The organism is Halorussus sp. MSC15.2 (assembly GCF_010747475.1).
GTDB lineage: Archaea > Halobacteriota > Halobacteria > Halobacteriales > Haladaptataceae > Halorussus.
The window spans coordinates 105957-128975 of the sequence record NZ_VSLZ01000002.1; the positions used below are offsets into that span (position 1 = coordinate 105957).

Sequence of the window (23019 nt, forward strand, 5' to 3'; positions counted from 1 at the left end):
ACCCGTTAGAGGGCTATTACGCATCGACGCGGCCGTGCGAGGAGCCGAATTGCGCGGTCAGCAACCTCCAGCGTGACACCGAACATGTACAACGGAAACACAGTCGGCGTCGTCGTACCGGCGTACAACGAGCGAGGATTCGTCGGCGAGGTCATCGACACGCTCCCCGAATTCGTGGACCGCGCGTACGTCGTGGACGACCAATCGACCGACGGGACGTGGCAGGAGATACAGGAACACGCGGAAGCGGCCAATCGCGCCGCGGCGGAACCCGAAGGCGAACCGAGACTCGCGGACGGCGGCGTCGGTTTCACCCGAAAGGTCGTGCCGATTCGCCACGAGACGAACCGGGGCGTCGGCGGCGCGATAAAGACCGGGTATCGCCGGGCGTACGCCGACGGGATGGACGTGACGGCGGTGATGGCGGGAGACGGCCAGATGGACCCCGACTCGCTCCCCCGACTCCTCGACCCAATCGTGGACGGGGACGCGGATTACGCCAAGAGTACTCGACTCCTCGACGCCGAGTACCGCGAGGAGATGCCGCCGTTCCGGCTGTTCGGCAATCGACTGCTCTCGGTACTCACCAAGATAGCGAGCGGCTACTGGCAGACGACCGACCCGCAGAACGGTTACACTGCCATCTCGCGCGAAGCCCTCGCCGACCTCGACATCGACAGCCTCTACGACGACTACGGCTTCGCCAACGAACTCCTCGTCCGCCTGAACTGCCACGGGATGACCGTCGCCGACGTGGCGGTTCCGGCCGTCTACGGCGACGAGGAGAGTACAATCCGGTACCGTAGCTTCGTCCCGAAACTGTCGTGGCTCCTCCTCACCAACTTCCTCCACCGACAGCGGGCGCAGTTCGCCGAGTCGGGCGCTCGCGCAACGCCGCTCTGCTACGCGCTCGGCCTGTCGGGAATTCTCGCCGCCGTCGCCGCCGGACTAATCGGCGACGCGGACCTCCTCGCCGCGCTCGTCGTCGGGAGCTATCTGTCGCTCGGGTTCGCAATTCACCGGGACCGCCAAGGCGACGAGGGATTGGAGATGCGGGTGACCGACGACGAGTAGTCGGAAGGGCCTCCTCTTTCTCGGGTCGAGTCGGCGATAGACTCCCCCTCCTTTTTAGCCGAACCGGCGTTCGCCGGGGTTCGACCGACGCGTCGTCGAACGTCGGGAGAGACGCGTCGGCGGCGGTCAGATGGGCGTTTCCGTCGGCATCAGATTGTAGGTCCGCTTGGTCGGGAGCGACCTGAGCATCGTCTGGTCGGTCGCCACTCGTACCACGAGGTCGGTGAGGTTCACCTTGTCGTCGAGGAACTCCTCGCGCTTGCGCGCCCACTCGTCGGCGACGCCCGGCCGCGCGAGCAGGTCGGTCGCCCTGTCCAGCACCGCGTCGAACGCCCGGAGGTTGTAAATCAGGCCCTCGCGTTCGAGTTCGGCGAAGTTGCCCATGTCGCCGTCGCCGACGAAGGAGTTCGAGCGAATCGCGGGGGTACCGAGGAGCGCGGCCTCCGTCACCATCGTCTGGGTATCGGCGACCAGCAGGGACGCCTCGGCCAGCGCGTCGTGGAGCAGCGCCGGATGGAGGTCGAACGGTCGGGCGGGGACCGACGAGAAGTCCATCGCGTCGCCCTCGTCGGAGACGAAGACCGTCACGTCCTCGGCGAGGCGCTCGACGAGTTCACGGCGCTTCTCGGGCGTGAACCCGTCGTGTCCCACGTCGTGATGCGACCCGAAGGCGTTCAACCGGACGATGGCGAACTCCTCGTCCGGGCCGACGCCCAACTCCTCGCGGACGTCGGTCTGTGGCTCCCACTCTTCGGGGTGGAGGTAGGCGCACTCCTTGAACCCGCGGAAGACGTGGTGGTCCTCGCCGAGGTCTTTGTCGAAGGTGTGAGGTGTGAGGTAGGCGTCGGCGAAGGGCCGCGAGATGGCGTGGTCGAGGTGGGTGTTCTCTGAGTCCGTGATGAGAACGACCGGCGCGTCGGTCACGGTCCCCGCGTGGGCGGCGTACGCGCCGACGCCGAATATCTTGTCGGGGTCGTACTCTCGGGTCTTCCGGAGGATGGTGAGGTAGTGACTCGGGAGTTGGCGAGCCAACGAGGACTTGCTGGTCGCCAGTTCGCCGTAGACGACGTGAGGCAGGTCGTAGTAGTCGAGCAGGTCGAGGGTACACCCGTAGTCGCGGGCCAATATCAAGGCTCCGTGACCGCGCTCTTGCAGCTCCGCGATGGCGTTACGATAGAGATGGACGTGTGCCGGCGTGTTCGTGAAGAACAGGTAATCCATGTCTCGAACGCGTATCGGGTCTGCGAGCGTATTGTTCTGCGCCGCGTTCCCCCGCGGTAGTCCGAATCAACCGACTACTCGGGAGAGAGTACGTCCGGGTTGACCTGTCGGTAACTGTCCCCTGTCGCTGCTTCCTTCCAGAAACGGCGACCGCCGTCGGTCGAGACGCGTCGAATCACGGTCGAAGAACCGCATGACCGTCAGCAAAATTCGGAAACGGAGCCTTCGTCTGCGGAACCGGTTCAGGACCCGTCTTCGACGTTCACGGTCGCGGGGCCGTCGAGTCGGAAGGCCGTAATCTCGCCGGAGAACCGGAAGCCGTCCTTCCCGCCGATGACGCGTCCGGATATCTGACCGTCCGAGACGGTGTCGCGGTCGTTGACCGACCCGAGCGCCGCGCTCTTGCGTGCCTCTCCGCTGACCTCGAACGTGTAGGTGCTGGCCACGCCGGGCGCGTTGCTCCCGTCGATGACGAGTTTGTTCGGCAGGACGAGGTCCGAGACCGAGACCTCCTGCCCGCCCCACCGGAGCGTCCAGTCGCTCTCGTCGAGGCTCACCGACACCACGTCGCCGTCCACGAGGAACGAGTCGCCGTAGCCGTTGCCCGCGACGCCGGAGACGGTCACCGTGCCGTCGCCGTTGTCGGTGGCGCTGTCGTTGCCCTCGGCCGCCACGTCGCCCGCCGACGTGCGCTTCGTGACGCTTCCCTCGACCGTGAACTCGTAGGAGACGCTCGACGTGTTCAACCCCGCGACCAGTTCCAGCACCGTCCCGGAGGCGTCCGAGTCGGAGTCACTGGTCGTCGATTCGGAGCCGGAACCGCCGCTACTCGCGCTGGAGGTGCCGCTGGCGGCCTCTTCGGCCGTCATGGGGACGCCCGACGGGACCCTGCTGGTGTCGGCCTCCGACCCCCAGCGCGTGTTCTTCGAGATAATCTCGGGGTTGCCCGCTCGATTGTCCTGTTCGCGCCGCGCGGGGGAACTCCCGATGTCGGAGTTGCTCACTTCGACCGGTCCCCACCACGCCCAGACGCCGCGGCTGTTGGTCGCGCCCGGACTCGAACACCCGACGTCGCACGGGCGCGTGGTCCCGCCCTTCACGACGCAGTTATCGACGTAGCAGGTCCGACCGTCGATGGACCCGACGCGGATGTTGGCGATGTTGTTGCTGTCGAAGTAGCTGTCGTAGACGTTCACCACGCCGCCGTGGCTCCCGTGGTACGAGTACCCGGAGTCGGTGCCGTACAGACCGTTGTCGATGAAGTGCGCGATGTGGACGTTGCGGAAGTTCAGCGTCCCGTAGTGGTCGTTACCGTTGACCCAGATACCGCCCTTGCCCGACCCCGCGGTCTGACCGTCGCCCATGTAGAGGTTCTCGACGGTGGCGGTGCCGCCCTTCGAGACGGCAGGAGTGAACAGGTAGTGTCCGCCGGGGTGGTTCCCCTTGAACGCGACGTTGCGGACCGTCCACCCGTCGCCGTTCGCGTAAATCTTCGCCGACGCGCCGTCGGCGGTCATGTCGATGAGGAGGTTCTCCAGCGTCTCTCCACTCCCCACACTGAAGGTTCGGGTGTTTCCGGCCGAGACCGTGACCGTCCGGTACTCCGCCGCGTCGCTCGCGCTCGATAGTGTCCCGACGCCGAGGGCGGCGGTGACGCCGGCACCGGCGACTCCGAGGAAGGAGCGTCGGTCCACCGTTGCGTCTCGCTGTTCGGATTCGCGTGCTGTTTCGTCGCGTGCCATGCCACCTTCAAGGCTTCACTACTATATTACAAGCTTTCCGGTTTCGCTTCAATGGTAGATTAACGATTTATACCTATTGTTGGTCGTGTCGATTCGGTATCAGCCCGAGACGAGGAACGGCCAATCACCGCAAACGCGCTACGCGGCGACTACCAGACGCCAGAACGGGGTTCAACGACCGGTTAACGCGACCATTCTACCGGTAATTCGGGCTTGTAACGGTCGGAAGGCGGCCGGGTCGGCTACGGCGCCTCGACGAGAACGGCCGAAGCGAATCGTCAGCAACCTCTCCTTCGACCGGACGGTCGCCGGACGTGGAACCCGGTCCGACGATGGAAAAACAGTCCACGAGTTCTGTGTTGTTCCGGAACGCTTTTGCCCGGACCGCTATACAACAACGGATATGGCAGACGAACAAGCAGAAGCCGAACTCCGCGACCAGTTCACCGAAGCGTTCGAAGGCGCAGACTTCCCGGTCACCAACCCGATGGACCTCGTGCCCGCGCTTCCTGACGGGCCGGGCACGCGCTTCGAGGCGGGCGACGTCAACTTCACCGCGATGGAACTCTCGACGAAGCTCTCGGACATTCAGGACTTCCCCTACGAGGACGTCGAGAGCCTCGTGGACGACCTCATCGAGGGTCTGAAACAGAAGGATATGCTGTAACTACTCGTCTTCCTCTTCTTCCTCGTCCTCTTCGCCCGGAAGCGCGACCAGCAGGACCTCCCACACGTCGTACTGCTCGTTGAAGTGGCTGTCGAGCACCCGGTCCTTCTCGCCGATGGGAATCGGCTGCTGCGGATGGGACACTTCGAGCCACGTCACGGTCGGTTCGGTGATGTCCATCTCGGCGATGTCGTCCGGTTGCTGGGCGGCGTCGGTCGGTTCGCCCGTGCCGCGCTCTCCTGACCCTATCGGCGTGTCTTGGCGTTCCACGATAATCTCCCCCGAGGCTCGGTACCACAGCGTTCTATAAAACGCTGCTGGCGAGGGACCGAGTCCGGAAACGACAAGTCCCGACCGCGCCAACGTCCGGTGATGAGACGGTCGAACGTCCGGACGCTCGCAGTGGCGGGCAACGCACTGCTCGCTACGACGCTACTCGCCGGAACCGCGCTCGCCCACGGCGGCGGTCTCCGCGCGGCCGCAGGTACCCTCTCAGTCCCGACGTGGCTGTTCCTGCTGACCGGCGGCGGCGTCGTCGGCGCGTCGTTCCTGCTCGCCAGTTTCGTCACCGACCGGGCGTTCATCCGCGCGGTCCACGGCTGGCGGCGGGTCGCAGGGATGCGATTCGACGGCGTGGCGACGCTCACCCGCGTCCTCTCGGTCGCGGCCCTGCTCGGGGTCGTCGTCGTCGGTCTCGAAGGCCCGCAGTCGATGTTCCGGAACGCCGCGATTCTGTTCGTCTGGGTGGGCTGGTGGGCCGGATACGTCGCCACGGTCTACCTCGTGGGCAACAGTTGGCCCGCGCTCAACCCGTGGCGGGCCGTGAGCGAGTGGGTGCCCTCGCTCGACCGCGCCTACCCCGAGCGACTGGGCGCGTGGCCCAGCGTGGTCGGTCTCCTCGCGTTGGTTTGGTTAGAAGTCGTGAGTCCGCTGGCCGACGACCCGCGGCTACTGGCGTGGGTCGTGGTGGGCTACTCGGTTATCACGCTGGCGGGGGCGCACGTCTTCGGTCCGGACCGATGGTTCGGGAGCGTGGACCCCGTGGCGCGACTGTTCCGGTACTACGGCCGGGTCGCGCCGATTCAGCGCGGCGAAGACGGGTTGGCCGTCGGGCCGCCGGGCGCGGCGCTGACCGACGCTCGACTCGCGGACGGCCGCGACGAAGTGGCCTTCGTGGTGGCGATTCTGTGGGTCACGACGTACGACGGGTTCGTCGGGACGCCCCTCTGGGTGGACATGGCGCAGACTGCGGTCGGCGTCGGCGTCCCCGCGGTCGTCCTCTACCCGGCCGCACTGCTCGCCGGATACGCCCTCTTTCTGGGCGTCTACTGGCTCGCGGCCCGGTCGGCCCGCGAGACCGCCGAGACGTACCTGACGCCGGACGCCATCGCCCGACGGTTCGCGCCGTCGCTGTTGCCCATCGCGGCCGGATACCACCTCGCGCACTTCCTCGGCCTGTTCGTCTCGCTGTCACCCGCGCTGCTCGCGGCGCTGTCGAACCCCCTGAACCCGCCGATAAACCCCTCGGTGGTCGTCCTGCCGAGTTGGTTCGGGATGCTCGCGGTGGCGTTCGTCCTGCTCGGACACCTGCTGGCGGTCTGGGTCGCGCACACGAGCGCGTACGAGGTGTTCCCCGGCCGGTTGCAGGCGGTCCGGAGTCAGTACCCCTTCGTGGTCGTCATGGTGCTGTACACCATGACGAGCCTCTGGATAGTGTCCGCACCGAGTGCCGAACCGCCGTTCGTCTGAGTATGACCGGAGAGACCACCACCGACGAGACCGAGGTACCGCCCGGCGAATCGCCAGCGGAGTGTCCGTACTGCGGTCGCCCGCTGGAAAGCGAGGAGTTGCTGGTCCTCCACGAGGGCATCGACCACTGGGACCGACTCGACGACGACCGGCGCGAGGCGTTCCGCGAGACCTACCAGCGGGAGAACGACGACCTGCGCACCTTCCGGCTGAAACTGCTCGGCCTGTTGGTGCTGGTGTACTTCGTCTTCCTGTTCGTCTACTCGGTGGAGACCACGGACCCCTACAGCGTCGTCGCGGTGATACCAGTTTGAGGGGCGTTCCGGCGTCGCGAGTCCGGTCGGACGCGAAGACGTTCGGACGACGCCTGAAGGCCCCCTGATTCGGGAACGGTGCCCTTTAGTCGTTACTCCCCCGAGTCGTAGCTATGGACGAACAACCCGGATTGAGTGACGAATACCGCAAAGCGAGTCCGTGGCCGCTGTTCGTCGCCTTCGGACTCGCCATCTTCGAGGTCGGCATCGTGTGGCCGCTCTTCCCCGTGGCGGTCGGCGGTCTCCTGCTGTTCGTCGGGAGCGTCGTCGGCATCCTCCGCGAGTCGGGGTACATCGCCGACCCGTGGAAGGGACTGGTCACCGCGTCGGTCTTCTGTCTCGCGGCCGGCGGCGTCATCACCTACGCGACGTCGGGGTCGATACACCTCCGCGGTCTCGCCATCCTCGTCGGCGGCGTCATCATCCTCTTCGGCGGCGTCTTCGGGTCGTTCTGGCAACCCCAGAGCGTCTGACTCGACGCGCCCGGCCCGAACGCACGGGTCGGCCGAGACGAATCGGCAACCTATTTGGGACCCCCGTGGTTACCGTCGTACATGGCAACCCCCATCTTCGACCGGGAGACGTGGCTCGACATTTCGGTCAACATCATCCCGCTCTGCATCATCGGCTTCTTCGTCGTGCTGTTCACCGTCGCGTCGCCGTGGGCCATCGAGGGGCTGACCTCGTCCATCGGGTTCGCACTGCTGGTCGTCCCCTTCGCACTGCTGGCGTACCTGACCTACTTCTCGGCGAAACTCATCGAGGACGCCGAGTCGGAGTAACCCGTCGATTCTGCCTCGGTCGTCTCGGTAACTGCCGGGCAAGCGTCGCACTCCCGATAGTGAATCGTGACTGACTCGTCGCGCTAATCTTTGGCAGTCGTTCGCACGAAACTCCCCGATGCAGTCGGGTCGTATCCTAACCTTTCTTTACCTTGTAGTCCTGACCTCGGCGTATGGTAGAAGCCGGACAAATAGCACTCACCGTCGTCATGGGGGTACTCCTCTTTGGAGTCGCCGCGTTCCTCTCGAGACTCGAGGACTGGCGCTCCTACACGCCCCTCACGACCGGCGGCGGGTACGTCGGCGAACAGACGGGGCAGGTACATCACGAGAAGCCTGCCGGAATCGTGCGTTGGTTGACCACCGTGGACCACAAGGACATCGGCATCCTCTACGGTATCTACGGGCTGTTCGCGTTCGCGTGGGGCGGCATCGCGGTCCTGCTGATGCGGGCCGAACTGGCCGCGCCCGCCGAGAACTTCATCGGCGCGAACTTCTACAACGCCCTGCTGACGACCCACGGCATCACGATGCTGTTCCTGTTCGGAACGCCCATCATCGCGGCGTTCGGGAACTACTTCGTCCCGCTGCTCATCGACGCGGACGACATGGCGTTCCCCCGAATCAACGCCATCGCGTTCTGGCTCCTCCCGCCCGCGGCGGTTCTCATCTGGGCCGGGTTCCCGCTGGCGACGCTGACCAGCGGCGATGTCCAACCCGCCCAGACCTCGTGGACGATGTACACGCCGCTCTCGGTCGAGCAGACCAACCCCGGCGTGGACCTGATGTTGCTCGGTCTCCACCTCTCGGGGGTCTCGGCGACGATGGGTGCGATAAACTTCATCGCGACAATCTTCACCGAGCGCGGCGACGACGTCGGCTGGGAGAACCTCGACATCTTCTCGTGGACGATGATTACCCAGTCGGGCCTCATCCTGTTCTCGTTCCCGCTGCTCGGGAGCGCGCTCGTGATGCTCCTGCTCGACCGGAACTTCGGTACCCTGTTCTTCGCCGCGGAGGGTGGCGGTCCCATCCTCTGGCAACACCTGTTCTGGTTCTTCGGCCACCCGGAGGTGTACATCCTCGTGCTGCCGCCGATGGGACTGGTAAGTCTCATCCTGCCGCGGTTCTCGGGCCGGAAGCTGTTCGGGTTTAAGTTCGTGGTCTACTCGACGCTGGCAATCGGGGTCCTGAGTTTCGGCGTCTGGGCGCACCACATGTTCGCCACCGGTATCGACCCGCGCATCCGAGCGAGCTTCATGGCGGTGTCACTCGCCATCGCGGTACCCAGCGCGGTCAAGACGTTCAACTGGATAACGACCATGTGGAACGGTCGGCTCCGACTGACCGCGCCGATGCTGTTCTGCATCGGGTTCGTCCAGAACTTCATCATCGGTGGCGTCACGGGGGTCTTCCTCGCGTCCATCCCGGTTGACCTCGTCCTCCACGACACCTACTACGTGGTCGGACACTTCCACTTCATCGTGATGGGTGCCATCGCCGTCGCCGGGTTCGCGGGCATCTACTACTGGTTCCCGCTCGTCACGGGCCGGATGTACCAGCGCACTCTCGCCAAGTGGCACTTCTGGCTCACCATGATTGGCAGCAACGTGACGTTCATCGCCATGCTCCTGCTCGGCTACGGCGGGATGCCCCGGCGCTACGCCACCTACGTCTTCGGTAACTCGGAGTTGGTATCGATGTTCACCAACCTCCACGTCATCGCGACGGTCGGCGCGTTCATCATGGGCTTCGGCCAACTCATCTTCGTCTACAACATCGTCACGTCGTGGCTCGAAGGTGCCCGCGTCCGCAGCGGCGACCCGTGGGACCTCGAAGACGACGGCATGAAGACCAAGGAGTGGACGTGGTTCGAGCGCAAGCGTGAGACCGCACTCGCAGACGGCGGTGAGGAAGTCGCCACCGACGGCGGCGAAGCGGTCGAAGAAGACGAGTAGAAGGCGTTCGCCTCCGCAGTTCTCGATTCGGTTCGATTCTTCGTTTTTCGGTTCTTCGTATCGGACAGCGCTAGCTACGGAAACTCGTCGGGTAGTCGGGGAGGTACGCCCGGCGTATCCGGGGAAGACGGTCCAACGTGCGCGACGCGTCGTCGGTCACGTCACCGCCAGTACGATTCCCATCGTGAACATGAGGATGGCGATGCCGCCGAGGATGTAAGCCAGCATGTCCTTCTCGGTCATAGTGGAGGTAGGGCGCGAGCGGATGAAAAGGCTAATCCTTCCGCCGTCCCGACTTGCGACCGTGAGCGAGACGTTCGGCGGACGGTCGTTCGTGGTCGCGTTCTACGCGCTCATCGTCGCCATCACCGGCGTCGTCGGCGCGGTGCTGGGCGTGGCCGGTCCCGACGACCTCACACCGGTCACACTCCTCGGACTGGTCGAACTCCAACCGACGCCGCTCGGTCTCGCGGTGTACGGCATGGTCACGGTCGGACTGGCGCTCGGCGTCCCGCTTGCGCTGGTCGTCGTCGTCTCGAAGCGCGCCGACGCCGAGCGCCCCGGCGAGAACCCCTGAACGCGGCGGCCTGCGCGCGAACGCGAGTCCGATGCTCCGGGACGGAGCGGACGACGGTTCGAGGACGAACTACTTCTGCGGTGCGTATCGAACCGAAAGAGAACGCTCTCGAACGTCCGATTTCCAAGGCCAACACCTAAGGTCGCCTTCGTCGTCGTTGGAAACATGTATCACGTCGTCATCGCCGTGGACGAAGAGTCAGACCGTGCGCGCAGACAGGCCCGAGCAGTCGCCGACCTCCCCAGCGCGGCCGACGAGGTGCGAGCGACCTTGCTCCACGTCTTCACCGAGAACCCCGGCGGCGCGTCGGCGACGCAGGTCGGGTCGGTCCGTCGCGCCGAGGAGATGCTCGACGAGGCGGGCGTCGAGGTCGAGGTCGCGGAGCGCAGCGGCGAACCCGCCGCGACCGTCCTCGACTTCGCCCAGAGCGAGGACGCCGACTGCATCTGCGTCGGCGGGCGGAGTCGCTCGCCCGCCGGAAAGGCCATCTTCGGGAGCGTCTCCCAGTCGGTCATCCTGCAGTCCGACCGGCCGGTCATCGTATCGGGTTCGACTGAGGAGTAGGCAGGCGGCAGACGAGATGGCTATGCCCGGTCGCGGAGGACCGCCTGCAGGCGCTCGGCCACCGCGTCGGCGTCGCTCTCGCGGACCGTCGAACGGTCGTCGCCGTCCACGACGACGAACCCCGGTGCCGACGCCACGTCGTGGTTCCGGCAGAACTCGACCGCCACCTCGCCGTCGATGCCGGCGACCGCGACCCCGTCGGGTACCGCGTCCAGAATCGTCTCGAGGTCGGCCTTCGTCGCTTCGCAGGGGTCGCAGAAGCGCTTCCAGACCGACACCACCGCTCGGTCGCGTCCGGCGAGGAACGCGTCGGGGTCGTCGGTCACGTCCGCGATTGTTGACGGGACCGGCGAGTCCGGGACCGCCTCGTGGACCATTCCGGCCATCGCGGCGAGGTCGGTCGCGGAACGCGACTCGGCGTCGTCGAGGTGGGACTGCACGGCGAGGTAGCAGACGAACTCCGAGCGAGTCACCTCGCGTTCGGCGATGAGGTCCGCCGCGGCGTCGGCGTCCGGCAGGCCGAACGTCGCGGCCACCGCCTCGTGGAACTCGGCGTCGCTCACTCCGACGTAGGAGTCGTGGTAGACGGCGCGGGTGTCGTCGAACGCGTCGGTCGTCCGGACCCCGGCCTCGCCGACCGCGAGTACGTCCGCCGCGACCAGCGCGTCGAACAGCGCCTCCGCTTCGTCGGTCGTCACCGCCGTTCGAGTTCGTTCGTCGCTCGCTGCCTCAGACGCCGAGGTATCGGTCTCTCGTTTCGTCATCCTCACGTAGTGCGGCCGCGGTTCCCTCGAAGACGATGCTCCCCTGGTCGACGACGTAACACCGGTCGGCGATGTCCATCGCGGCGACCGCGTTCTGCTCGACCAGCAGAATCGTGGTGCCCGAGTCGCGGATGCGCCGGATGGCGTCCTCCACGTCCGCGATAATCTGGGGTGCCAGTCCTTCGTACGGTTCGTCGAGCAGGAGCAGGTCGGTGTTCTGCTTCAGCGCGCGGGCGATGGCGAGCATCTGCTGTTCGCCGCCCGACAGCGTCCCGGCTTTCTGGGTCTTGCGCTCGCGCAGGCGCGGGAACTCCTCGTACACCTGCTCGGTCGTCATGCCGACGTGTTCGACCTGCACCTGCCCGAGCGACCGCCCGACGGTGTTCGAGCGGTTCTCCGAGACCTCCGCGAGGTGGAGGTTCTCGGCCACGGTGAGGTTCGGGAAGACGCGCCGCTCCTCGGGCACCAGCGAGATGCCCCGCGCCGAGATGTCCTCGGGGTCCATCGCGGTGACGTCCTCGCCCTTGAACGAGATGCGACCCGCTCGAACGTCGGGCGGGCGCGCCCCCGAGATGGACCGTAAGGTGGTGGTCTTGCCCGCGCCGTTCCGCCCGAGGAGCGCGCAGACCTCTCCCTCCTCGACGCTCAGCGACACGTCCCGGAGGATGTGGCTCTCGCCGTAGTAGGCGTCGACGCCGTCGAGTTCGAGCAGACTCATCGTAAGTCCTCCCTCACGCCTCGACACCTCCGAGGTACGCCTCCTGCACGTCGGGGTCGCCCTGAACTTCTTCGGGAGACCCCTCGGCGATGACGCTCCCGCGGTTCAGCACGACGATGCGGTCCGAGACGTTGAACACAACCTCCATGTCGTGTTCGACCAGCAGGATGGTCAGGCCGAGTTCCTCCTTGACCTCCTCTATCAGTGCCACCGTGTCGGCGGTCTCCTCGGGCGACATCCCCGCGGTTGGTTCGTCCATCAGCAGCAGGTCCGGTTCGCTCGCCAGCGCGATGCCAATCTCCAAGCGGCGCTTGTCGCCGTACGGCAGGTCCGCGGCCGCCACGTCGCGCTGACCGAGCAGTCCCACCGCGTCCAGCGTCCGGCGGGCCAGCGCGTCCACCTCGCCGTAGTTGTCGCGGTGCCGGAGGAAGTTGAAACGGAACGAGCCGTGTTCGGCCGCTAGCGCCGCGATTTGGGCGTTCTCCTCGACCGAGAGTTCCGGGAAGATGGAGGCGGTCTGGAACGACCGGCTCACCCCCTTCTGGACCACCTCGTGGGGGTCGTCGCGGAGTATCGACTCGCCCTTGAACGAGATGTCGCCCTCGGTCGCGTCGAGCATCCGCGTCACGAGGTTGATGAACGTGGACTTGCCCGCGCCGTTCGGCCCGATGACCGAGATGGACTCGCCCTGCTCGATGGAGAGGTCCACGTCGTCCACCGCCACGAGTCCGCCGAACGACTTGGTGAGACCCCGGGTCTCCAGCAGCGCCATCACCGACCACCTCCCAGCCGCCTGAGGGCGCTCCCCGCGTCCTCTAACAGTCCCCAGATGCCCCGCGGGAACAGGACGACGACCGCGACGAACACCAGTCCGAGGATGAGGTGCCAGTACGCCCCGAAACCGTCGAGCAGGACGATGGGTTCTTCGACCAGCGTCAGATACTCCGAAGGACCCGTGAACGGCACGGTCAGCTTCTGGACCCCGCTGACGATGTTCTCGACGTAGAGGTACACCCCCGCGCCGAGTATCGGGCCGAACAGCGACCCGACGCCGCCCAGCACCGACATGATGACCACCTCGCCGCTGGTCGTCCAGTAGAACGACGACAACGGGACGTACGCGCTGTAGATGGTGAACAGGCTCCCCGCGACGCCCGCGAAGGTGCCCGAGATGACGAACGCCATCAGTTTGTAGCGCCAGACGTTCAGGCCGACGAACTCGGCGCGCTGGTCGTTCTCCCGGATGGCTCGGAACACCATCCCGTACGGCGAGTGGAGGATGCGGTTGGCGGCCGCCACGCACAGAATCGCGACCGCCCCGACCAGCACGTACTTCCACGTCCCGACCAACCAACCGAGTCCCGGCACCGGATACCGGAGGTGGAACACCCCCAGTAACTTCCCGAGTTGGACGCCCGTGAAGCCGTTCTCCCCGCCCGTAATCCACGCCAGCGGCGACAGCGCCATGTAGTAGGCCATCTGGCCGAACGCCAGCGTCAGGATGGCGAAGTAGATGCCGCCGCGCCGGAGCGAGACGAACCCCAGCACCCACGCCGACAGCGCCGCGAACGTCGTGCCCGCGAGGATGACGAGAATCGGACTCGACGACACCTGCGCGCTGAACACGCCCGCGGCGTAGGCCGCCCCGCCCCAGAACGCGGCGTGGCCGAACGACAGCAGGCCGGTGTAGCCCAGCAGGAGGTTGAACCCCATGGCGAAGATACCCCAGATGAGGATGAGCGTGGCGAGGTCCTGATACCCCCGCAGGACGCCGCTGACTACCGGCGCGCGGGCGAACAACCACGGGAAGAGCGCGACCGCGACCGTGGTCACGCCGACGACGAACCACTCGCTCTCGGTGACGCGTTCCCACGAGGGGAGTTCGCGGTCGGTCCGCTCGACGACGGTCCCGGCGTCCTCGGCGGCGTCGGCCGTCTCGGTCGGTTCGTCGCTCACGGGGCCACCTCCTCGGTCCCGAGCAGCCCCTGCGGCCGGGCCAACAGGACGACCGCGGCCAGCACGTAGATGCCGACCTGCGACCACTGGGGCGCGACGGCGACCATGACCGCCAGCGTCTCGCCGATGAGGATGCCCCCGAGGACCGCGCCTGTGATGGAACCGACCCCGCCGATGACCACGACGAGGAACGAGGGCACCAGCACCTCGGTCCCGATGTTGGGGTTGACGGCGTACAGCGGCCCGCCGACCACGCCAGCGACGCCCGCCAGCGCCGCGCCGACGCCGAACACCATCAGGTAGGGTCGCGAGAGTTTGATGCCCAGTAGTTCGACCATCTCGGCGTCGCGCGTCCCCGCGCGCACGACCAGACCGAAGTCGGTGTACTCGATGAGACCGTAGACCAGTACGACGACCCCGGCCGTGATGGCGATGATGTACAGTCGCCACTCGGGGAAGGTGCCCACGATGGGGAGGTTGACTTGTCCGCTGGCCCACGCCGGTCGGGCGAAGTTGTAGCTCTGGCCGCCGAACAGGATTTTGAACACCTCCTGCACCACGATGGCCAACCCGAACGTGAGCAGAATCTGGTCGGTGTCGGGCCGGTCGTAGAACGGTCGGGCGACGAATCGCTCCATCAACAGGCCGAGGGCGAACACGAGTATCGGGACGAGAACCAGCGCCGGGAGGAACCCCCACCCGAGACCCAGCGTCGTGTACCCCCAGTCGGCGAGTTTCCCGCCGGTCGGAGTGATTTTGAGTGTGATGAGCAGTCCGGCGTAGGTCCCGACGAGGTAGAGCGCCCCGTGGGCGAAGTTGACGAACTTCAGCGTCCCGAGAATGATGGACAGTCCGATTGCGACGAGGACGTAGATAGCGCCCTGCTGTAGCCCGTTCAGGAACGTCTCTACCACCGCCTCGACGAACAGCGGCCCGCCGACGAGCGTCACGGTCTCACCCCCGCTCGGCCTTCGACTCTCGAACCACGATACGTTCTCCCCACCATGTCTGTGTGATATCCTCTCGCAAGCATAAAGGTTAGTTCCTTCATTTGAACCCCGAGGAGGGGTCGGACTACGTCACTGGTACGGTCCGAGGTCGCACTCGGCGGCAGGTCCTTGGTCGCAGGCGTAGCCGAGTTGTCCTTTCGGCGTGAGGTTGACTATCTCGTAGAACTGGCCCTGCTGTTGCTCGTCCGCGGACAGGCCCTTCACGACCGGAACGGCGCGCTGGGCCTGATGGTCGCACTTCCGCATGGTCTCCTCGCCCATCCCGATGTTGCTGTACTGGTAGCCCTCCAACTGCTTGATGACCTCCGGCGGGTAGAAGGTGCCAGCGCGCTCCACCGCGGCGGCGTACTGGAGCGTCTGGGCGTAGGCCAACTGGGCGACCCCCGACGGGACGCGGTTGTACTTCTGCTGGAAGGCCTGCGAAAACTGGTTCGACGGCGGGTTGTCTATCTGGGAGTCCCACGCGACGGTGCCGTACACGCCCTCGATGGCCCCGCCCGCGGCCTGCGCCATCGGGCGGTTGTACAGCGGGACGATTATCTCCATGTCTTGGTCCAGTCCCATCTCCTTGGCCTGCGTCAGCGAGTTCGACCCGTCCAGACCGTAGTGGTCGAGGAACAGCACGTCGGTCTTCTCTCGGGGCACCTGCGAGAGGTACGACGAGAAGTCCTTGGTTCCCAGCGGCGTTGCGACGCTGTTCAGTTCGGTCCACCCCGCCTCGCCGAAGAACTTGCTCATCGACGATTGGACGGTCTGGCCCCACGTGTAGTCGGCGTACAACTGGTAGAAGTTGTTGTTCTGGCCGTACTCCTGCGTGACCGGCGGGACGAGCGCCTGCGCGGTCATGTAGGCGTTGAACATCTCCCGGAAGGAGTAGCGGACGCAGGACTTGCCCGTGGTGTCGTTCGAGTGGGTCAGACAGCACATGTACTGGACCTTCTCGCGCTGGGCCAACTCCTGAATCGCGATGGCCACCGCGCTCGAGGACCCGCCCGAGAGCATGATGGCTTGGTCGCGTTGAATCATCCGGCGGGCGGTCTGTCGGGCGGTGTCGGCGTCGGTCGCGGTGTCCCCCGTGACGAACTCGACTTGGTCGCCCAGAACCCCGTCGCCCGACAGGTCGCTCCAGTTGTCCACCCAACCGCCCCCGTTGTTGAGGTGTTCGACCGCTAACTTGTACGCCCGAAGCTCGTCCTGTCCCTCCGACGAGTACGGTCCGGACTGCGGGACCGTGAACCCGAACGTCGGTTGGCCCTGAACCGGGAAGTTCCCGATGGGCGGATACTCCTGTGCGCTCGCGCTCCCGGCTACTCCCGCGATTCCGGCGAGACCGGACGCTCCGGCCATCTTCACCACGTCTCTGCGCGACACGTCGATTTTGTCTCCCCGTGCCATGCTATCACAGGACGAGAACATCATTAATAATTATACGGGAATATTCCGGCGGAACAGATGTAAAATATCGGTGGAATCGGCAGGTAGCGAAGATGTGGCGCCGGTTCTCGTAATACTTGCCCGAACCCAACAATTATTACGTAGAATAGAGTTTCTGTCGGGGAGTATACAGGATGCCGAGGCAGTTACGCGATAGATAGTCGCGTCCGAGTCAGCGAACCGCCCGTCGCTCCGCGAGTTACCCCTGCCCGACCATGCGGTCCTCGTCGTCCCATTCGCGCTCGCGGAGTTCGTACTTCTGTATCTTCCCCGTCGCGGTCGCGGGGAGGTCCTCGACGAACTCCACGCGGCGGACCGCCTTGTAGGAGGCCATGCGTTCCCTCGTGAACTCGCGTATCTCCTGCTCGGTCACGCCGGGGTCGTCGGGGTCGCCCGACGCCGGAACCACGAACGCCTTGGGCGTCTCGCCCCACTCGTCGCTCGGGGCCGGGATGACCGCGACGTCCGAGACCGCCTCGTGGTCGAACAGCGTGTCCTCGATTTCGATGCTGGAGATGTTCTCGCCGCCCGAGACGATGATGTCCTTCTTGCGGTCCTGAATCGAGACCGTGCCGTGGTCGTCGATGACCGCGAGGTCGCCGGTGTGGAACCACCCCTCGCGGCGCTCGTTGAACGCCCGCTGGGTCGCCTCGGGTTTGTTCCAGTAGCCGTCCATCACCTGATTGCCCCGGACCACGATTTCGCCGATGGTCGAGTCGTCGCGGGGAACGTCCTCGCCGTCTTCGTCTACGACGGCGACCTCCGTGCCCAGCACGCCCATTCCTTGGCGCTTCTTGAGGGCGAAGCGACTGTCGTCCTCGGCGCCCATCAGGCGGCGGGCGTCCGAGATGGTGACCAGCGGGCCGGTCTCGGTCAGTCCGTAGAGGTGCTTGAGGTACCACCCGAACTCGTCCTCGACGGCCCGTATCGTCGCCTCCGGCGGGGCCGACCCCGCGGTCGTGACCCGAACGTCGTTGTCGCCGGTCATCTCGGGTCGGTCGTTCCCCTCGTAGTAATCGACGAGCATGTTGAGGACGGTCGGTGCGCCACAGAGGAACGATACGTCTTCGGTCCGAATCGCCTCGACGACGCCCTCGGCGTCCACCCCGCGTGTACAGACGTGCTTGGCTCCCATCCCGGTAATCGCGTAGATATGGCCCCACCCGTTGACGTGGAACATCGGCAGGGTCCAGAGGTAGACGTCGTCGTCGTAGAGTTCGTGGTGGACCGAGAGGACGTACGCGTGGAGCGTCTCGGTCCGGTGGGTCCGCATCACGCCCTTCGGGTCGCCCGTGGTCCCGGAGGTGTAGTTGATGGTGACGACCTCGTCCTCGGCCATCTCCGGCCGCCGGAAGCCGTCGGGGTCGGCGTCGGCGACCACTTCGTCGAACTCCTCCCAATCGCCCTCCGTCGCGTCGGCGTCGTTGCTGATGAAGACCTCCGTGGGCACGTCGTCGCGCACGGTCTCTATCTTGTCGGCGTACTCGTAGTCGGCGACCACGGCGTCGACCTCGGCGTCGTTCAGGATGTACTCGTAGTCGTCCGGCGTCAGTCGGTAGTTCAGCGGGGTGTGGACCGCACCCAACTCGAAGGCCGCGTAGGCCGATTCGAGGTGGTAGTGCGTGTTGGGGTCCAGCACGGCCACCCGGTCGCCCTTCTCGACGCCCCGGTCGGCCAGCGCGGCCGCGAGTCGGTCCACCCGGTCGCCCAACTCGTCGTAGGTGTAGCGCTCGCCGGTCGTCGCCACGACGGCCTCTTGGTCGCCGTAGTGGGTCCGCGCTCTGTCGAGGAAGTCCGTCACCAGCAGGGGTTTGTGCATGCGGCATCGTTCATCAACTTTCACGATATAAATTGGGGTGGCGGTAAGTAATTCGACGGACGACGAGACTGCGGACGACACCTCGCTGTACTTTCGCCGGTGATAGAACGCGCCGGGGTGAACATCCGGCCTCCGTACAACTGCGACGTGACCTCGACGCCCGGGAACGCCCATCAAGTATTCCCCCGCGAACCGACAAACTCTGCCGTGAGCATCACGCAATCGATGCGCGATATCGACCGCGCCGTCGAGGACGCCGTCGGAACTCGCGAGCGCTACGAGTCCGAGCGAAGAGGTCGCTCTCGCCGCCGCGTCTACGAGAAGTCCATCGAGGAAGTGCGCAGGACCGCGGGCGAGACCGAGGCCGAGCGATTGGCGCAGTGGATAGAGACGAGGATTCGAGACAGGAGGGAACTGCCGTCGAGTCGCAGAGTGCGCAAGAAGGGCGCGGAGTTCTGCCGCGACGTGGGCGAGTCTGTCTCCGCGAACGACTGGCTCGGGACGTGAACCCGCAACCCGTTCTCAGTCGTCATTCTGAGGCGGCCGGTCGCCCGTCCGCATCCGGCGGAGTTCGGCTTCGAGTCGCTCCGCGTCCCCGTCGAGGGTCTCCCGCGCGAAGTACCAGACCCCCTGATTGAACGCGACGGGACAGACCCCGTTCTCGGCGCACGCCTCGACGATTCGTTTCGCCAGCGTCTCGTCGTCGGCGTCTCCGAGTTCCGGCCAAAGCAGTCGGGCGGTCCGCGCCACCCACGTGGTCGTCGGTTGGAGTCGGTGGCGGTCTTCACGCCTGAGGTCGGACGCCGCGCCCGAGAGCCACACGGCGTCCCGGAGGAAGAACCTCGCGATGCCCGGTCCGACGCCGCGAATCGACGTGAGTCGTCGTAGGGAACGGTCAACCGACCGTGGTCGCCGAGTTCCCTCCCGACCCACCGGAACAGGTTGCCCTCGCGGTTGGCGAGTCGCGCGGCGTCCGTGACGACGCCGCGGTTGAGTCGCTCGTAGACGCCCGTGTCGGTGCGTTCGCACTCCCGTCGGAAGTTGTCCCACAGTTCGTCCGGGTCGATTTCGCCCCCGGGGTCCGTCCGTTCGAGGGCCGACACTGCGCGGTGCTGGTACCCGGCTTTCATCGCACCGGCGCGGTTGAACCCGTACATCCGGAAGAAGAGTTTCAGACTCGTCCGTGCGTCGGCGGAGGCGGCGGTGGCCCGGTCTATCTCGAAATCGCTGACCAACTCGTCGAACGTCCGCCGCCGGTACTGCTCCGAGAATCTCGCCAGTCGGCATACCGCAGGGTCGGTTTCGACCATACCAGCGAGTTCGTGCGCGTCGGCGAAAAGTAAAACCCGATTACCCCGAGCGTAGCCGGTCTCTACCCCCGCCCTCTGAGGGGCCGCGCCGGTCGCGGTCAGTCGCCGCTGACCTTCCGCTGGATGTCCTCGACCACGTCCGGGTTCCGGAGCGTGGAGGTGTTGCCCAGTTCCTCGTCGTTGGCGATGTCTTCGAGGAGTCGGCGCATGATTTTGCCCGAGCGGGTCTTGGGGAGTTCTGGGGTGAAGATAACGGCCTCGGGTCGCGCGATAGGACCGATGGCGTCTTCGACACCCTCGACGATGCGGTCGCGCATCTCGTCGTCTTCCTCGTAGCCGTCCTCGGTGATGACGTAGGCGTAGACCGCTTCGCCTTTCACGTCGTGCTTGCCGCCGACGACGGCGGCCTCGGCGACGCCTTCGACGCCGACGATGGCCGACTCGATTTCCATCGTGCCGAGGCGGTGGCCCGAGACGTTCAGTACGTCGTCCACGCGCCCGAGGACCGTGATGTAGCCGTCCTCGTCGATTTTCGCACCGTCTTCCGGGAAGTAGACCCAGTCGTCGGGGTCGTCGCTGTCGGTGTCGGAGTACTCCGCCCAGTACTCCTGCACGTAGCGCTCGTCGTTCCGGTAGAGCGTCCGGAGCATCCCCGGCCACGGCTTCTGGACCGTCAGATATCCGGCCCGCCCGGCCTCAACCTGCTCACCCTCGGTGTCCACCACTTGCGCGTCTACGCCCGGCAATGGCGGTCCCGCGCTCCCGGGTTTCATCGTGTTGACGCCCGGCAGAGTCGTGACCATCATGCCGCCGGTCTCGGTCTGCCACCACGTGTCCACGATGGGACAGCTCTCGCCGCCGACGTGCTTGTAGTACCATTTCCAAGCCTTGGGGTTGATTGGCTCGCCGACCGTCCCGAGCAGGCGCAGACTCGACAGGTCGTGCTGGTCGGGGTAGTCGGTGCCCCACTTCATGAACGCTCGAATCGCGGTCGGCGCGGTGTAGAGTTGCGTCGCCTCGTACTCCTCGATAATCTCCCAGAGGCGGTCGCGTTCGGGGTGGTCGGGCGTCCCCTCGTACATCATCGTGGTCGTCCCGAGCGTGAGCGGGCCGTAGACGATGTAGGAGTGGCCGGTAATCCAGCCGATGTCCGCCGAGCAGAAGTACGTGTCTTCGGCCTTCACGTCCAGCACGGCCTGCGACGTCCACGCCGTCCACGCCAGATAACCGCCGGTGGTGTGTTTGACGCCCTTCGGTTGTCCGGTGGTTCCCGAAGTGTACATCAGGAACAGCATGTCCTCCGCGTCGCGTGAGACGGGGTCGACTTCCGCGCCCTGCTGTTCCTCGACGAGGTCCTGATAGTAGTGCTCGTTGTCTTCGAGGTCGTGGCCGTGACCGTGTTCGCCGAGTCGGTCTACGACCACCACGTCACTGACTTCGTGGCCCACGTCGGCGAGACCCTCGCGGGTCTTCTCGTAGTGGTCGAGCGCGTCGCCCCGCCGGAAGTAGCCGTTGGCGGTCACCAGATACTCGGAGTCCGCGCTCTCCATCCGAGTGGCGAGGGCGTCCGCGGAGAAGCCCGCGAAGACGACGCTGTGGGGTGCGCCGATGCGGGCGCACGCCAGCATGGCGATGGGGAGTTCCGGAATCATCGGCATGTACATCGTCACCACGTCGTCCTCGCCGACGCCCATCTCCTGTAGCGCGGCCGCGAACTCGTTGACCTCGCGGTGGAGTTCCTCGTAGGTGTAGGTACGATTCTCCTCGTCGGTGGGTTCGCCGACCCACTCGATTGCGGCCTCGTCGCCCCGGTCGTCGAGGTGGCGGTCGAGGCAGTTCGCCGAGGCGTTCAGCTTCCCGCCGGTGAACCACTCGTAGAACGGCGGATTCGAGTCGTCCAGCACCGTGTCGTACTCCTCGTCCCAGTCGAGGAGTTCGGCCGCCCGCTCCCAGCACTCGGGCCACTCCTCCTCGAACGTCTCGTAGACGGAGGCGTCCGAGACGTTCGCCTGCGAGACGAACTCCTCGGGCGGCTCGAACTCGTCCTGTTCTTCGAGCCGTGCTTCGAGTTCGGCGGTATCGTCTGGCATAGGTCAGTTCGAATACTCACTCAGGAGAGCAATAAATGTTGGCGAGAGTTAGCACACCTGATGGCGGGGAACGCGACGTTCCCGAACGCAGGTCCCGAGACTTCGCGATTGCGTACCGCCCGCGTGACTTGGTTCGACCTCGCGTCGTCCACCCACTCGACTCACGTCGCTCAGTTCAGCGCGTCCACTTCGTCGGTGAGGTCTCCGGGTTCGTCCACCGGTCCCCTGACGAACAGGCTGTGGGCGATGACCAGCGCGGCGACCACGCCCGCGATTATCACGGCGGTCGGGAGCGCGAGCGAGGTCAGCACGCCGACGACAGCGCCGACTCCCATCGTGGCGAAGATGGCGACCAACACGAGGTCGTAGTACTGCACGGTGTAGTCCATACAGAGTTATCGGGGGCGACCCTGAAGAGGATTCGGTGCGTTCTAGCAGGTTCCCCGCGAGTGAGTTAGAATCACCCCTTCGCTATTGTCCTGTACGCGGATAATGACGCTCAGACAGTCGCTTTCTTCGGGATTTTCGAGCGTTCGTTGTCGCCATTGCCCATCGTCTACTTTCACCGCGATAGTGTGCTTCCCAGGTTCCTTCTCCCATCCCTCAGATACGACGTACCCTCCCGTAACCTCGTCTTCCTGTGCACTTGCGGTCCGCTGGTCGGAGAAGACGACCGAATTCTGTTTCAGAAGGACGATACGTACCTCGTGTCGTCTCTGGTCCGAGTTGATGACCCGTACCGACCGAATGCGTGTCTCGTCCGTCCTCTCGGCGAACGACGCGCAACCGCTAAGTGCGAGAACAGTTGCGAGACCCGTCGTGAGAAACTCCCGTCTCGTTTTCATGGTGTGGTATTTGTGTCATCTCTCGGTGAGACGGGAAGTAAGATGTGTCTACTGCTTCTTCGACAGCACGTCCCAAAGGCTTCTACCCTTCGAGCAGAAGTAACCGACCGCGTTCAGTTCAGTTCGGTTTCGGCGAGAGGTTCGTCGGCTTCGACGGGACTCGTACCCTCCGCAGTGGCACACTCGACGCAGTAGACGTTGTGGTTCTCCGAGAGCGTGAAGACCGGTACTCCGGCGACGTACCACTCCTCACGATACCGCCGAACGGCCCCCTGATTCGACTGTCCTCCGCAAACGACGCAATCGTCCGTTAGCTCCTCTTCGGAGTGAAGGACCCGAGTATCGACCTCTCGGGTCCGCCCGAACTGAGTGGGTGATTGCCGACGGTCCACTCGACGACGGAGGCGAGGAGTCACGAGGATGCC

Annotated in this window: 23 protein-coding genes; 10 read left to right on the forward strand and 13 right to left on the reverse strand. The window is 65.4% G+C overall.

Features of this window, described 5'->3' with window-relative positions:
* The first annotated feature begins 84 nt into the window (after positions 1-84).
* Complete coding sequence (locus FXF75_RS07725; RefSeq protein WP_163521329.1) at positions 85-1074, forward strand: glycosyltransferase family 2 protein; 990 nt, start codon at positions 85-87, stop codon at positions 1072-1074.
* Between the two features lie 126 nt (positions 1075-1200).
* On the opposite strand, the gene FXF75_RS07730 is transcribed toward FXF75_RS07725, so the two are convergent.
* Positions 1201-2295, reverse strand: coding sequence for a DUF354 domain-containing protein (locus FXF75_RS07730; RefSeq protein ID WP_163521330.1), 1095 nt, complete (start codon positions 2293-2295; stop codon positions 1201-1203).
* 242 nt (positions 2296-2537) lie between these two features.
* On the reverse strand, positions 2538-4037 hold the full coding sequence (locus tag FXF75_RS07735) for a hypothetical protein (RefSeq protein WP_163521331.1): 1500 nt from the start codon (positions 4035-4037) through the stop codon (positions 2538-2540).
* Between the two features lie 403 nt (positions 4038-4440).
* Between FXF75_RS07735 and FXF75_RS07740 the strand changes: the two genes are divergently transcribed.
* Positions 4441-4704 (forward strand): MTH865 family protein, encoded by a 264-nt coding sequence (locus tag FXF75_RS07740; RefSeq protein WP_163521332.1) that lies wholly within the window; start codon positions 4441-4443, stop codon positions 4702-4704.
* Here the strand turns inward: FXF75_RS07740 and FXF75_RS07745 are convergent, their stop codons facing one another.
* On the reverse strand, positions 4705-4974 hold the full coding sequence (locus FXF75_RS07745; RefSeq protein ID WP_240334574.1) for a hypothetical protein: 270 nt from the start codon (positions 4972-4974) through the stop codon (positions 4705-4707).
* 102 nt (positions 4975-5076) lie between these two features.
* On the opposite strand from FXF75_RS07745, the gene FXF75_RS07750 reads away from it, so the two are divergent.
* From FXF75_RS07750 to FXF75_RS07780, 7 genes are all read left to right on the forward strand, one after another.
* Positions 5077-6453 (forward strand): hypothetical protein, encoded by a 1377-nt coding sequence (locus FXF75_RS07750; RefSeq protein WP_163521333.1) that lies wholly within the window; start codon positions 5077-5079, stop codon positions 6451-6453.
* A gap of 2 nt (positions 6454-6455) precedes the next feature.
* Positions 6456-6767 carry a C2H2-type zinc finger protein gene (locus FXF75_RS07755; RefSeq protein WP_163521334.1) on the forward strand — a complete coding sequence of 104 codons (312 nt, stop codon included), beginning with the start codon at positions 6456-6458 and terminating at the stop codon, positions 6765-6767.
* Positions 6768-6880: 113 nt separating this feature from the next.
* The gene (locus FXF75_RS07760; RefSeq protein ID WP_163521335.1) at positions 6881-7240 is read left to right on the forward strand and encodes a hypothetical protein; all 360 of its coding nucleotides are present in this window, start codon (positions 6881-6883) and stop codon (positions 7238-7240) included.
* An 81-nt stretch (positions 7241-7321) separates the two neighbouring features.
* A complete protein-coding gene (locus FXF75_RS07765) occupies positions 7322-7549 on the forward strand; it encodes a DUF6684 family protein (RefSeq protein ID WP_163521336.1) in 228 nt (75 codons plus the stop codon).
* Between the two features lie 173 nt (positions 7550-7722).
* Entirely contained in the window at positions 7723-9507 is a 1785-nt protein-coding gene (locus FXF75_RS07770; protein ID WP_240334575.1) for a cytochrome c oxidase subunit I, read from the forward strand.
* Positions 9508-9811: 304 nt separating this feature from the next.
* Entirely contained in the window at positions 9812-10084 is a 273-nt protein-coding gene (locus tag FXF75_RS22520) for a cox cluster protein (RefSeq protein WP_309221778.1), read from the forward strand.
* Positions 10085-10249: 165 nt separating this feature from the next.
* Positions 10250-10648 carry a universal stress protein gene (locus FXF75_RS07780; RefSeq protein ID WP_163521337.1) on the forward strand — a complete coding sequence of 133 codons (399 nt, stop codon included), beginning with the start codon at positions 10250-10252 and terminating at the stop codon, positions 10646-10648.
* 20 nt (positions 10649-10668) lie between these two features.
* Here the strand turns inward: FXF75_RS07780 and FXF75_RS07785 are convergent, their stop codons facing one another.
* From FXF75_RS07785 to FXF75_RS07815, 7 genes are all read right to left on the reverse strand, one after another.
* Positions 10669-11412, reverse strand: a complete 744-nt coding sequence (locus FXF75_RS07785; protein ID WP_163521338.1) for a thioredoxin domain-containing protein — start codon at positions 11410-11412, stop codon at positions 10669-10671.
* Complete coding sequence (locus tag FXF75_RS07790) at positions 11378-12130, reverse strand: ABC transporter ATP-binding protein (RefSeq protein WP_163521339.1); 753 nt, start codon at positions 12128-12130, stop codon at positions 11378-11380. Before FXF75_RS07790 ends, FXF75_RS07785 begins: the two co-directional genes overlap by 35 nt.
* A 13-nt stretch (positions 12131-12143) precedes the next feature.
* On the reverse strand, positions 12144-12902 hold the full coding sequence (locus FXF75_RS07795; protein WP_163521340.1) for an ABC transporter ATP-binding protein: 759 nt from the start codon (positions 12900-12902) through the stop codon (positions 12144-12146).
* Positions 12902-14086, reverse strand: coding sequence for a branched-chain amino acid ABC transporter permease (locus FXF75_RS07800; RefSeq protein ID WP_163521341.1), 1185 nt, complete (start codon positions 14084-14086; stop codon positions 12902-12904). Before FXF75_RS07800 ends, FXF75_RS07795 begins: the two co-directional genes overlap by 1 nt.
* Positions 14083-15036, reverse strand: coding sequence for a branched-chain amino acid ABC transporter permease (locus FXF75_RS07805; RefSeq protein WP_309221779.1), 954 nt, complete (start codon positions 15034-15036; stop codon positions 14083-14085). The genes FXF75_RS07800 and FXF75_RS07805 overlap by 4 nt, the downstream gene beginning before the upstream one ends.
* A gap of 129 nt (positions 15037-15165) precedes the next feature.
* Positions 15166-16491 carry a substrate-binding protein gene (locus FXF75_RS07810; protein WP_163521342.1) on the reverse strand — a complete coding sequence of 442 codons (1326 nt, stop codon included), beginning with the start codon at positions 16489-16491 and terminating at the stop codon, positions 15166-15168.
* A 238-nt stretch (positions 16492-16729) separates the two neighbouring features.
* Positions 16730-18349 carry a long-chain-fatty-acid--CoA ligase gene (locus FXF75_RS07815; RefSeq protein ID WP_163521343.1) on the reverse strand — a complete coding sequence of 540 codons (1620 nt, stop codon included), beginning with the start codon at positions 18347-18349 and terminating at the stop codon, positions 16730-16732.
* Positions 18350-18556: 207 nt separating this feature from the next.
* Between FXF75_RS07815 and FXF75_RS07820 the strand changes: the two genes are divergently transcribed.
* Positions 18557-18856, forward strand: coding sequence for a hypothetical protein (locus FXF75_RS07820; RefSeq protein ID WP_163521344.1), 300 nt, complete (start codon positions 18557-18559; stop codon positions 18854-18856).
* A gap of 15 nt (positions 18857-18871) precedes the next feature.
* Here the strand turns inward: FXF75_RS07820 and FXF75_RS07825 are convergent, their stop codons facing one another.
* The 3 genes from FXF75_RS07825 to FXF75_RS07835 form a co-directional block, all read right to left on the reverse strand.
* Positions 18872-19282, reverse strand: coding sequence for a hypothetical protein (locus FXF75_RS07825; RefSeq protein ID WP_163521345.1), 411 nt, complete (start codon positions 19280-19282; stop codon positions 18872-18874).
* 475 nt (positions 19283-19757) lie between these two features.
* Positions 19758-21749 (reverse strand): acetate--CoA ligase, encoded by a 1992-nt coding sequence (gene acs / locus FXF75_RS07830; protein ID WP_163521346.1) that lies wholly within the window; start codon positions 21747-21749, stop codon positions 19758-19760.
* 170 nt (positions 21750-21919) lie between these two features.
* Complete coding sequence (locus tag FXF75_RS07835; protein ID WP_163521347.1) at positions 21920-22138, reverse strand: hypothetical protein; 219 nt, start codon at positions 22136-22138, stop codon at positions 21920-21922.
* Positions 22139-23019: the final 881 nt, after the last annotated feature.

Bases quoted from the DNA above. Each gene is read 5' to 3' on its own strand.
- FXF75_RS07790 (WP_163521339.1), bottom strand. From the start codon at position 12,130: ATGAGTCTGCTCGAACTCGACGGCGTCGACGCCTACTACGGCGAGAGC.
- FXF75_RS07785 (WP_163521338.1), bottom strand. From the start codon at position 11,412: ATGACGAAACGAGAGACCGATACCTCGGCGTCTGAGGCAGCGAGCGAC.
- FXF75_RS07725 (WP_163521329.1), top strand. From the start codon at position 85: ATGTACAACGGAAACACAGTCGGCGTCGTCGTACCGGCGTACAACGAG.
- FXF75_RS07815 (WP_163521343.1), bottom strand. From the start codon at position 18,349: ATGCACAAACCCCTGCTGGTGACGGACTTCCTCGACAGAGCGCGGACC.
- FXF75_RS07740 (WP_163521332.1), top strand. From the start codon at position 4,441: ATGGCAGACGAACAAGCAGAAGCCGAACTCCGCGACCAGTTCACCGAA.
- FXF75_RS07760 (WP_163521335.1), top strand. From the start codon at position 6,881: ATGGACGAACAACCCGGATTGAGTGACGAATACCGCAAAGCGAGTCCG.
- acs (WP_163521346.1), bottom strand. From the start codon at position 21,749: ATGCCAGACGATACCGCCGAACTCGAAGCACGGCTCGAAGAACAGGAC.
- FXF75_RS07735 (WP_163521331.1), bottom strand. From the start codon at position 4,037: ATGGCACGCGACGAAACAGCACGCGAATCCGAACAGCGAGACGCAACG.
- FXF75_RS07730 (WP_163521330.1), bottom strand. From the start codon at position 2,295: ATGGATTACCTGTTCTTCACGAACACGCCGGCACACGTCCATCTCTAT.
- FXF75_RS07770 (WP_240334575.1), top strand. From the start codon at position 7,723: ATGGTAGAAGCCGGACAAATAGCACTCACCGTCGTCATGGGGGTACTC.
- FXF75_RS07750 (WP_163521333.1), top strand. From the start codon at position 5,077: ATGAGACGGTCGAACGTCCGGACGCTCGCAGTGGCGGGCAACGCACTG.
- FXF75_RS07755 (WP_163521334.1), top strand. From the start codon at position 6,456: ATGACCGGAGAGACCACCACCGACGAGACCGAGGTACCGCCCGGCGAA.
- FXF75_RS07795 (WP_163521340.1), bottom strand. From the start codon at position 12,902: ATGGCGCTGCTGGAGACCCGGGGTCTCACCAAGTCGTTCGGCGGACTC.
- FXF75_RS07780 (WP_163521337.1), top strand. From the start codon at position 10,250: ATGTATCACGTCGTCATCGCCGTGGACGAAGAGTCAGACCGTGCGCGC.
- FXF75_RS07810 (WP_163521342.1), bottom strand. From the start codon at position 16,491: ATGGCACGGGGAGACAAAATCGACGTGTCGCGCAGAGACGTGGTGAAG.
- FXF75_RS07835 (WP_163521347.1), bottom strand. From the start codon at position 22,138: ATGGACTACACCGTGCAGTACTACGACCTCGTGTTGGTCGCCATCTTC.
- FXF75_RS07765 (WP_163521336.1), top strand. From the start codon at position 7,322: ATGGCAACCCCCATCTTCGACCGGGAGACGTGGCTCGACATTTCGGTC.